Annotated in this window: 7 protein-coding genes, 12 tRNA genes, 1 rRNA gene and 3 pseudogenes; 9 read left to right on the top strand and 14 right to left on the bottom strand. The window is 36.4% G+C overall.

The annotated features are described in order from the left end of the window. The 9 genes and pseudogenes from ODU50_RS10095 to ODU50_RS10055 form a co-directional block, all read left to right on the top strand. A pseudogene (locus ODU50_RS10095) lies at nt 1-108 on the top strand (IS30 family transposase); the annotation flags it as partial. Nucleotides 109-238: 130 nt separating this feature from the next. Then, on the top strand, nt 239-436 hold the full coding sequence (locus tag ODU50_RS10090) for a hypothetical protein (RefSeq protein ID WP_105153635.1): 198 nt from the start codon (nt 239-241) through the stop codon (nt 434-436). A 163-nt stretch (nt 437-599) separates the two neighbouring features. Beyond that, nucleotides 600-875 carry a hypothetical protein gene (locus ODU50_RS10085; RefSeq protein WP_105153634.1) on the top strand — a complete coding sequence of 92 codons (276 nt, stop codon included), beginning with the start codon at nt 600-602 and terminating at the stop codon, nt 873-875. 51 nt (nt 876-926) lie between these two features. Further along, complete coding sequence (locus tag ODU50_RS10080) at nt 927-1,166, top strand: hypothetical protein (protein ID WP_105153633.1); 240 nt, start codon at nt 927-929, stop codon at nt 1,164-1,166. After that, a complete protein-coding gene (locus ODU50_RS10075) occupies nt 1,123-2,487 on the top strand; it encodes a cell division protein FtsK (RefSeq protein WP_161947081.1) in 1,365 nt (454 codons plus the stop codon). Before ODU50_RS10080 ends, ODU50_RS10075 begins: the two co-directional genes overlap by 44 nt. Nucleotides 2,488-2,583: 96 nt before the next feature. Continuing rightward, on the top strand, nt 2,584-2,898 hold the full coding sequence (locus tag ODU50_RS10070; RefSeq protein ID WP_018377892.1) for a hypothetical protein: 315 nt from the start codon (nt 2,584-2,586) through the stop codon (nt 2,896-2,898). 180 nt (nt 2,899-3,078) lie between these two features. Continuing rightward, nucleotides 3,079-3,886, top strand: a pseudogene (locus tag ODU50_RS10065) (Rep protein). Between the two features lie 5 nt (nt 3,887-3,891). Continuing rightward, complete coding sequence (locus ODU50_RS10060) at nt 3,892-4,098, top strand: DUF3173 domain-containing protein (RefSeq protein ID WP_105153632.1); 207 nt, start codon at nt 3,892-3,894, stop codon at nt 4,096-4,098. 3 nt (nt 4,099-4,101) lie between these two features. Further along, nucleotides 4,102-5,233 (top strand): annotated as a pseudogene (locus ODU50_RS10055) (tyrosine-type recombinase/integrase). Here the strand turns inward: ODU50_RS10055 and ODU50_RS10050 are convergent. The 14 genes from ODU50_RS10050 to rrf form a co-directional block, all read right to left on the bottom strand. Next, entirely contained in the window at nt 5,230-6,012 is a 783-nt protein-coding gene (locus ODU50_RS10050) for a DUF2971 domain-containing protein (RefSeq protein ID WP_105153631.1), read from the bottom strand. The pseudogene ODU50_RS10055 and the gene ODU50_RS10050 sit on opposite strands and share 4 nt — an antisense overlap. 131 nt (nt 6,013-6,143) lie before the next feature. After that, nucleotides 6,144-6,227: transfer RNA gene (locus tag ODU50_RS10045), tRNA-Leu, on the bottom strand. An 11-nt stretch (nt 6,228-6,238) separates the two neighbouring features. After that, nucleotides 6,239-6,310 (bottom strand) — tRNA-Gln (locus tag ODU50_RS10040). 11 nt (nt 6,311-6,321) lie between these two features. Next, nucleotides 6,322-6,394 (bottom strand) — tRNA-His (locus ODU50_RS10035). Nucleotides 6,395-6,401: 7 nt separating this feature from the next. Next, nucleotides 6,402-6,472, bottom strand: a tRNA-Trp gene (locus ODU50_RS10030). A gap of 7 nt (nt 6,473-6,479) precedes the next feature. Continuing rightward, nucleotides 6,480-6,560 (bottom strand) — tRNA-Tyr (locus tag ODU50_RS10025). Nucleotides 6,561-6,580: 20 nt separating this feature from the next. Further along, nucleotides 6,581-6,653 (bottom strand) — tRNA-Phe (locus ODU50_RS10020). A gap of 15 nt (nt 6,654-6,668) precedes the next feature. Continuing rightward, nucleotides 6,669-6,742 (bottom strand) — tRNA-Met (locus ODU50_RS10015). Nucleotides 6,743-6,751: 9 nt separating this feature from the next. Continuing rightward, nucleotides 6,752-6,841, bottom strand: a tRNA-Ser gene (locus ODU50_RS10010). A gap of 5 nt (nt 6,842-6,846) precedes the next feature. After that, nucleotides 6,847-6,918: transfer RNA gene (locus tag ODU50_RS10005), tRNA-Glu, on the bottom strand. A gap of 6 nt (nt 6,919-6,924) precedes the next feature. Then, a tRNA-Ile gene (locus tag ODU50_RS10000) sits at nt 6,925-6,998 on the bottom strand. Between the two features lie 30 nt (nt 6,999-7,028). Next, nucleotides 7,029-7,099, bottom strand: a tRNA-Gly gene (locus ODU50_RS09995). 5 nt (nt 7,100-7,104) lie between these two features. Further along, nucleotides 7,105-7,177 (bottom strand) — tRNA-Val (locus ODU50_RS09990). Between the two features lie 23 nt (nt 7,178-7,200). Then, nucleotides 7,201-7,316, bottom strand: a 5S ribosomal RNA gene (gene rrf / locus ODU50_RS09985). Between the last annotated feature and the right edge of the window lie 10 nt (nt 7,317-7,326).

The raw sequence follows: 7,326 nt of genomic DNA, 5'->3' as shown, positions 1-7,326 counted from the left end.
AAGAAAACGACTCCGAAAGAAGTCGCTTTTATCGAAAATTGGATTAACAACTACCCTAAAAAATGCTTGGACTACAAGTCGCCAAGTGAATTTCTTTTGGGTGGCTAACTTCAACTTGAAATTTGGGAAACGGTAGAATTTTTTGTTTTTAGTAACTTTTTAGAAGTTAGGGGTTGACAAATCTGTAGCGAAACATTATTATAATTATAAACATGGTTATAATGATGAAAGGAGATTTATGGCAAGAGGTAAACCAGTCCCAGCGAGCAGTATGTTTGATAATCCTACAAATATTTCAGCAATTGTAGATAAATCAACCAAACTAAATTTGGAGATCATTGCAGGCGAACTAGTAAGAAATTTAGGTTATCCCCCAACTCAAGGGCAGGTAATAGATTTCCTTGCTAAGTTTTATCTTGAAAACACTCAAAAATAGACGACATCTATATCGTTTATTTTTTAAACAACATAACCACGTTTATATTTTTTAAAATTTTTATATGCAAAAGGAGAAAGATATGAGAGCTAGAGCCTCGCCATGTACTGAATAATTTATAAATCCCTACACTATATTTCTACAATTCACAAGGAGAAACACTATGACACTCATTCAATTTATTTACTCTGCCAGCCCTGCACAAATTAAAGCCTTACAAATCAAAGCTAATGCATTAACAGGAGATGTCACAATTTCCCAAAATGTAACACCTATCACTGACGCTTTAAAAAATCGTCTTGGACTTAAAACTGTTCAGACAGCTCTAGCTCGTAAACTTGCATATGCCTCTGTTCGTCATCATTACAAAGATTGCACTACCATGATGGAAGACATCTTAGCAGGAAAGACAAGACGTCACCCTAAAAGTTATATCTAATTCAGTGGGAGGGGTTCCCTCCCTTATTTGAAAAAAGAAAGAAAGTTTGTTATGAAAAATATTTATAGAAGTTTATTTTACATGTTCTTCACAGGTTTCGGAGTAGCATTGTATTACATCCTTTTCTTAACTAGTGCGTATTCTCCATTATTAGAAACAATCATAATTCTAATGTCTATTGTTACTATTTTAGTCTTAGTTATTTGTATTGAGATAATTGTTTCTAGCGAGAAAGAGGAAAATAAGTATGAAAATGCTGAAACTGAACAAATCCGTGAGAGTGAAGTTTAATCCCTATGCTATTACTTCTCATAGGCTTTTTCTTAGTAGAATAGGGATTGAATTGCTAATGGGTATCTTATTGATAAATACTTGGCTTTCAATCCCCTTTATACCTTTTAGATTGATTATGTCATGTTTCTTCATAAGCCTTATCATTCTTGTAGAATTCTTTTTTAGAACTTCTTTTATGTCAAAAATTCAAAATGTGTTATTTGTCAGAGAATCTTTATTCGATATGCTGATTAGTTTGAATTTGTATGAAGAAAACGATAATGTAGTTATTAACAGTGCTACATTACATTTTGATATTGCGTCTGATAATAATGTAATTATTACAGTTCCACTTTTTGGTAATAAATTTTTAAAACTTCTTAAAAACCTAGAGGAGTATCTTATACCAACATTAGGACTGCCTCTAATATCAAAACAAGAATTCCCTGATTATGTTATTTATAAACTCGGTCACATAGAAGAAATTGAACAGTATGTTTTCAATAGCCATACATTGACTAAAGAATTTTTTGAAGATATTCCTAGTCCAATAATCAAGCTATCAAATACTCAGCAATTTAGTCTAAAATCAAATACTAATCTCGGGATTTACGGTCGAACTGGAACAAGAAAGACAATAGCTCTACAATGGTACTTATTTAATGCAATAGCTAAAGGTTGTGGCATTACTGATAATACTTATTTAGGAATAGTTGATGGTAAGGGAGCTGATTTATATGCCCTTGGTAAACTTCTTCAAGAAGAGTTAGGGGAGCAAATAGCAGTAGGCTCTTCGCCTCAAATGTTAGCAAAATTATCAAGACAGTTTGTAGAAATAATGAATGAACGTTTTGAAATTATCAAGCAGAACAGTTCATTAAATGCAGATGCCTATGATTTAGAGATGACTCCTAATTTTCTCTTTGTTGATGAGTTAGCTTCTATCCGTGACAGTTGTGGTTCTAGTAAACAAGGTAAGGAGCTGTGGAATGAAATTCTGCAAAACTTAGGCTTGATTGCACGCAAAGGACGGCAGGCAGGTTGCCACCTCTGCCTTAGTACCCAAGACCCAAATGCAGAGAATATTCCTGTTGAACTTAGAAACCAAATATCAGCAGTTTTATACCTCGGAAATATAGGAAACGACCGATTGAAAATGGCTTTTAGTATGTGTGAACTGGAAAACGTGCCTACTGTATCTGATAGAAAAGGCGAAGCACTCTTTTATGCTGACGGTATAGGTTCTGTTGAACCAGTGATAACAATCGTTCCATTCGTTGAGGTAAAAACCAAACAAGAATTTTTGCAGGTAGTTAGAAGTATACTACCAAACTACTAATGACGGTCTTTTTCTCTGTTGGAATAGGCAGTCTTTCCAATAGAGAAAAAGAGCAAACCGACTGCTTCGCAGGAGGTCAAAAGAAAGGAAGATATCATGAAATTAAATGATTTTTTGAAGCCAGAATTATTAGGTAATCGCTTCTTTGCTGTAAAAGGCTATACAGAAGTATTAGATAGAGAGACCAGTAAGCCTACCGCCTTTCGTCTTAATGTGTCAATTCAAGATGAGAATAGCGATTTTTTCATGGAAATGATACAGGTAAAAGTAAATACTTTAACACCTACTTTGACAGTTCAAGAAATGGCAAATAATAAAACTTGTCCTGTTATATTAAAGGATTTGAATGTGGGGCAGTTCAACGGAAATCTCTGGTTTTCTTGTTCAGACATTCTACCTGTAGCAAAATAATCATACTTCTAATCATGTACCTAGGCAAAACTGCCGACTGGAGGTCGGCAAGCTGGAAGCGTGTTTAGCGGAGCGGTGCTTAGGTCACATGATAGAAGTAGGGAGGAGCAAAGCTCCTCCTAGTTTATTTATTATATAACCAGTCTTTTGGCGACTGCCAACCAAAGGGTGCATTTTTTTATGAGTAGTTATAATAAAAAAATTATTCGCACCGCTTCATATATTGAAATTTGGGAATATGAAAAGCCAATATTTTCAAAAGGAAAATCAATAGATACTAATACTGAAAGCAAGGAAAAATCAAAACGCAGAACATTTGACGAACTAACACCTGAAGAACAAGAACAACGTCTTGAACGTATGAAAAAAACTCGCTTAGATGCAAAGTGGAACTTACTCCGTCTAGTCGATTGTAATTTTGATGATATGACTTCTTTTCTCACATTGACCACTAAAGAAAATATCAGCGATAGAAACGAATTCAAAGACTTACTCAAAACATTTATCAAACGCTTTAACTATCACATATTTAAAACTAAGAAAAGCCAATTGAGATATATAGCAGTATTAGAAAAACAAAAACGTGGGGCATGGCATGCTCATATTCTGCTTTTCAGCGTTCCTTTTGTTCCACATCGTCAACTCTTGGAACTTTGGAGACATGGAGCAGTACGGATAAATAAAGTTGATGTCGATAGCAAATAAAGTTGATGTCGATAGCAAAGAAAACCGCGGTCGATATGTTACCAAATATTTTGAAAAAGGTATCGGACAGGAGCTATTGGAAAACTTTGGTAAACAAGCCTATCTATCATCACGTAATTTGAAGAAGCCTGATGAGGATAAGTTTTATACTTATGAAACTTTTGACTATAATAACTCAACCGTCCTATATGAAACGGAATACACCAGCAAAGTCTATAAAGACGGACAGTATTTCGATAATCACGTTACCTACAAAAAGATAAAGTTAGATACAAAGGAGTAAGTCACATGATAGCAACCGTAAATAAGAATGACCTCATTGCCCTCGGTTTCTCTGAGGGAACTTCTAAACGAATTATCAGACAGGGGAAAGAGCTTTTAATAGCAAGAGGATTTAGGGTTTATCAAAATAAGCGTATTGGAACTATCCCTGCTTCTATCGCTACTGAATTACTTGGTTTTGATGTCCAAAATAGCTCTCTTTCTAGGGGGTAATATATGGCAATTAGAAAAGATAAAGACGGCGGTTGGATAGTTGATATTAGCAATGGTTTTGACCCAATAACACTTAAGCAACGTAGAATAGTCAGAAAGGGCTATAAGACCAAGAAAGAGGCTACTGAAGCAGAACACTACCTAAGAAGTGTAGAGCTCAAAGAACGCTTCTACGGGGCTAAAATTACCCTTTCAATGCTCTATGAACTGCTAAAAGAAGAAGATAGTATAAATCATCGAAAAGTTAGCTATATCAACACACAAGAAAATAACTATAATAAACACATAAAAGGTTATTTTTCAAAGGTTGATAATGTCGCAAAACTAACCTATGAAGATATTTACCAGTTCAGAGAACATCTTAGGCGAAAAGTTGCCCAAAATTCTGATAATCCTTTAAGCACAAATACTATCAACAAAATCATGATTTTGCTTAAAAAGATTTTTGACGTCGGCTTGCGAAAAGGATATTACACTACAAACCCAGTAAAGCTACTCAAAAAATTACCAATTGAAAAGACTAAAATGCAGTTTTGGACAGTCAAAGAATTTCAACAGTTTCTAACACTGTTTGAACCAGAAGAATACAATATCAAATTACTATTTACTCTTCTATTCTTTACTGGGTTAAGACTTGGAGAAGCACTGGCACTAACATGGCAAGATATCGACTTTTCAACTAATACAATTCATATCACAAAATCTGTATATGTTAATAAAGGGGTAAGCTATATCAGTTCAACTAAGACTAAAGCAGGAACAAGAAGAATTATCATCAATAAAAAATTAAGTCAAGAACTGCAATATTGGCAACAGCAACAAAAACATCTATTAGAGCAATTTACAAGTGATAGCATGAGCCTACAAGTGTTTCAAAGTAGTCCCATTACGATTACAAAAAATTCAATAGAAAAGCAGTACAAAAAAATTCTTGAACGTGATGCGACTCTTAAAAAGATACGCATACACGATTTTAGGCATTCACACGCTTCTCTATTGATAAATCAGGGGGAAGTATTTAGTTGTGAAAGAAAGGCTAGGACACGCTTCTATAACAACTACAATTGATACCTATTCTCACTTGTATCCAAGCAAGCAGAAAGATTTAGCTGATAAATTAGATGACCTAATTTAAGGCTTTATATTTACAGAACTATCAAATAAAGGAATATGGAATTTATTATCTTCTAAAAATTTTGATACTTTCAACTTATCTTCAGCAGAGCATCTTTTACCAAAAGTAATTGTCATATTATTGAATATAGTCGGATTTAAATCTAAATCAAAGTATTCTTTAGGTTTAACAGAAATAAAACTATTAATTATTTCAGTCAAATCTCCTTTATTTGTATTCATTGATTCCAAAACTAAATCTATTGGTAATGGAAAAATTTGAAAAGAAAACCTTTGCTCATTTTGAAAACTCCACTCAGTTGTCTTATAGATACCATTTGAAGCTAAATTAATAGTTGTGAATTTATCGTCTGAAGAAACTACTCGAGGAGTAATCAATGAAGCATCATCAGTATAGCGTATTTGTTCCAAAGAAGGTACATATTTATTGTTTGTAACTAATAAGCCTGATTTTAAAGGATGTAATGCATTTACCATATCAATTGGTTCAGAAGATTCAGAAAAAGAAAATTTTTCCGTTAAAAAGACATCAGTTTCTCTGTCAAAACTAATTCCTATACACACTCCTGTCATATTATCAGAATACATTGTCCATTGTGGAATACTATTAGGAGTATCAGTCCAACAAGACACATACTTAAATCCACCTAGATTACCAAAGTCTGAAGTTGAAGGTTCTAATGGGTCGTCAACATAAAGTAAACTTTTGAACCTCAATGTTTTATAATTTAATATCAGAAGCAATGTTTCAACTGTTGTATAATGATAAAGTGTCTTCATATAATGGCTCCTCCTCTTGCTTATATAACATATTATACTACAAAACATTAAGTAATTTTTAGTAACTCAACTTCAAATTTTAAAACCTCAAAACAAAAAGACAAGGCTTAGAAACCTTGTCTTTAATACTATACCGGCGGCCGGGGTCGAACCGGCACGTCCTTGCGGACACTGGATTTTGAGTCCAGCGCGTCTGCCAATTCCGCCACGCCGGCATATAGTTGAACTGGGGTAGCTGGATTCGAACCAACGCATGAGGGAGTCAAAGTCCCTTGCCTTACCGCTTGGCGATACCCCAATATTAAAATAGGCGAGTGAGGGGAATCGAACCCCCGAATGTCAGAGCCACAATCTGATGTGTTAACCACTTCACCACACCCGCCATATAACACGGGCAGTAGGAATTGAACCCACACTGAAGGTTTTGGAGACCTTAGTTCTACCTTTAAACTATGCCCGTAAAGGTATGGAGAGAGAGGGATTCGAACCCCCGAACCCGAAGGAGCGGATTTACAGTCCGCCGCGTTTAGCCTCTTCGCTATCTCTCCGAAATATAATATTAAATTAATGGCGCGAGACGGAATCGAACCGCCGACACATGGAGCTTCAATCCATTGCTCTACCAACTGAGCTACCGAGCCAAATTCTTAAAGAAATTGCGGGAGCAGGATTTGAACCTACGACCTTCGGGTTATGAGCCCGACGAGCTACCTAGCTGCTCCATCCCGCGATAGTAGTAAGGAGGATGTGGGATTCGAACCCACGCACGCTTTTACACGCCTGACGGTTTTCAAGACCGTTCCCTTCAGCCGGACTTGGGTAATCCTCCAAATATAGTCCGTACGGGATTCGAACCCGTGTTACCGCCGTGAAAAGGCGGTGTCTTAACCCCTTGACCAACGGACCATATAATGGGCACGAGTGGAATCGAACCACCGACCTCACGCTTATCAGGCGTGCGCTCTAACCATCTGAGCTACGCGCCCAAACCAAGTTTGGGTATGAACTATGTTCAAAGCGGGTGACGAGAATCGAACTCGCGACAACAGCTTGGAAGGCTGTAGTTTTACCACTAAACTACACCCGCTTATATGGGAGTTAACGGGATCGAACCGCTGACCCTCTGCTTGTAAGGCAGATGCTCTCCCAGCTGAGCTAAACTCCCAAATGGAGATCTCTCTCCAACTTGCTAAGCGACTACCGTATCTAACAGGGGGCAACCCCCAACTACTTCAGGCGTTCTAGGGCTTAACTGCTGTGTTCGGCATGGGTACAGGTGTATCTCCTAGGCTATCGTCACTTAACTACTGAGTC

This window comes from Streptococcus sp. 2020WUSS084, assembly GCF_044427445.1.
In the GTDB taxonomy this organism is placed as follows: Bacteria; Bacillota; Bacilli; order Lactobacillales; family Streptococcaceae; genus Streptococcus; species Streptococcus suis.
The sequence above is the reverse complement of the archived record's forward strand: the minus strand, read 5'-3'. Positions and strand labels throughout refer to the sequence as shown.

Bases quoted from the DNA above. Each gene is read 5' to 3' on its own strand.
- ODU50_RS10090 (WP_105153635.1), top strand. From the start codon at position 239: ATGGCAAGAGGTAAACCAGTCCCAGCGAGCAGTATGTTTGATAATCCT.
- ODU50_RS10085 (WP_105153634.1), top strand. From the start codon at position 600: ATGACACTCATTCAATTTATTTACTCTGCCAGCCCTGCACAAATTAAA.
- ODU50_RS10080 (WP_105153633.1), top strand. From the start codon at position 927: ATGAAAAATATTTATAGAAGTTTATTTTACATGTTCTTCACAGGTTTC.
- ODU50_RS10075 (WP_161947081.1), top strand. From the start codon at position 1,123: ATGAAAATGCTGAAACTGAACAAATCCGTGAGAGTGAAGTTTAATCCC.
- ODU50_RS10070 (WP_018377892.1), top strand. From the start codon at position 2,584: ATGAAATTAAATGATTTTTTGAAGCCAGAATTATTAGGTAATCGCTTC.
- ODU50_RS10060 (WP_105153632.1), top strand. From the start codon at position 3,892: ATGATAGCAACCGTAAATAAGAATGACCTCATTGCCCTCGGTTTCTCT.
- ODU50_RS10050 (WP_105153631.1), bottom strand. From the start codon at position 6,012: ATGAAGACACTTTATCATTATACAACAGTTGAAACATTGCTTCTGATA.